Raw genomic sequence first — 1708 nt, 5'->3', positions numbered from 1 at the left:
TCGTTAAAGACATAGAGAAGGTTGATTTCTACAACGACAAAATGGCTGATAAAGGTTACTCTGTTCGAGGTGAGCAGGGAATGGAAGGAAGACGATATTTTACAAAGGGTGGGAATAGCAGAACCCATCACATACATATATACCAGACTGGAAATATAAACATTCAACAGCATTTAAACTTTAAGGGATATTTACTATCACACCCCGAAGACGCTAAAGAGTACGGAGAACTGAAACTGAAATTAGCTAATGAGTTTCCAGATGACATACATAAATACCAAGAAGGCAAGCAGTCTTTTGTTAACGAGTTAGTTGAAAAGACCATTATATGGGCTTCGTCTCATAAGTAACAATAAGATATGGTGATACGTGTGAAATCAGTGAGCTTTCACGATGGAACTGATTTGAAAGAGGTTATTAGCTTATGGGAAAGGATTAAGACAAAAATTCATTTAGCTATTCCAGCTAATAGCTTGTCAATGTTTAATTATTAATAGCCGATTCCAGGAGTGGTATACTTAAAAAAAGATATGACAAATAACCGTCCCCTTCGGCACAGGAATATATTTCATCTTTTTCTATTTCATGCTGCTCATTCTAGCCGAAATGCTTCTTTGGAAGTCAAGATGGCAAAAATCCAGTGGATGAGTTTGTTTACACAAGCAATTACCGCTACTTTGAACAGTTTTCCTTCCGCACGCTTTTTATCGTAGTAAGCTCTTAATTTCTTGTTTCTATTACTACGAATACCACATCGCACAGCTTGATACAGGGCTGTACGAAGCCTTCTGGAGCCATGTTTCGTGATTCTATTTTGGGTTGCCACAAACTTACCTGAAGCAAATACACTGGGATCAACACCAGCAAAGGCCACCAGCTTTTTTGCGTGATCGAACCGATCGATTTCCCCAATCTCAGCCAAAATTGTTGCAGCGATTTTAGTGCCGATACCGGGTATCGATTGGATTAAATCATATTCAAGTAACTCCTCAGCCAGGGTCTCTATCGATTTATTAAGGTCTGCTAGATGTTCCTGGTATTGAAGAAGCAATTTGATGAGCAGCTGCATGGAGATCAAATGACTTGGAAAAGCCGTCTCCTTAAAGGGATTTCGCCTTGCTGCCGCTTCTAAGATTTGAGCTTGCTCCGAACACCATAAAGCAGATCTACCGCGTCCTGTAAGGCGTTGGATTGTTGCTGTAATCCCTTCCACAGTCATATCCAGGGCTTCTTTAGACGTTGGGTGTAAGGCTAGAAATCGAAGCGAAACTTTCGAATAGAGGTCACCGAACACGCCATGGTATTCAGGAAAAACCTGATCTAAAATAGCCTGGAACTGCAGCTTCGCTTGAACATACATACCCGTTAAAGATTCATGCTGACGAGTAAGATAGCGTAAATTCATGAGATGCTGACCCCGTTTTTTGATGGGTTCAAACTCTTCTTTATAGAACAGTGCCCCAAGTTGATAGGCATCAGCAGCATCCGTCTTGACCCGTCTCAAATTAGTTTTTTTGGCTTCATATGAGATTAACGGATTAATGACGATGTACAGATACTGGTGCTCATCCAGAAACTGAACAACAGGGCTATGATAATGGCCTGTTGCCTCCATTACAATGCAAGGGCTCATCCCTGCAGCTGATTCCACTGCTCGAACATAATTAAGAAAAGACGATAATCCCTCTAGATCATGATTAAATCTAAA

General features: G+C 40.7%; 2 protein-coding genes. One reads left to right on the top strand and one right to left on the bottom strand.

Going from position 1 to position 1708, the window contains the following annotated elements; genetic code table 11:
- The coding region (locus AC1DWN_RS33375; RefSeq protein WP_477563124.1) for a GrpB family protein at nt 1-350 on the top strand (350 nt) is incomplete at its 5' end.
- Between the two features lie 242 nt (nt 351-592).
- Here AC1DWN_RS33375 and AC1DWN_RS33370 read toward each other — a convergent pair.
- On the bottom strand, nt 593-1708 hold a 1116-nt coding region (locus AC1DWN_RS33370), incomplete at its 5' end, for an IS110 family RNA-guided transposase (protein WP_477563123.1).

Source organism: Paenibacillus sp. P4_A7 (genome assembly GCF_056402455.1).
The sequence above is the reverse complement of the archived record's forward strand: the minus strand, read 5'-3'. Positions and strand labels throughout refer to the sequence as shown.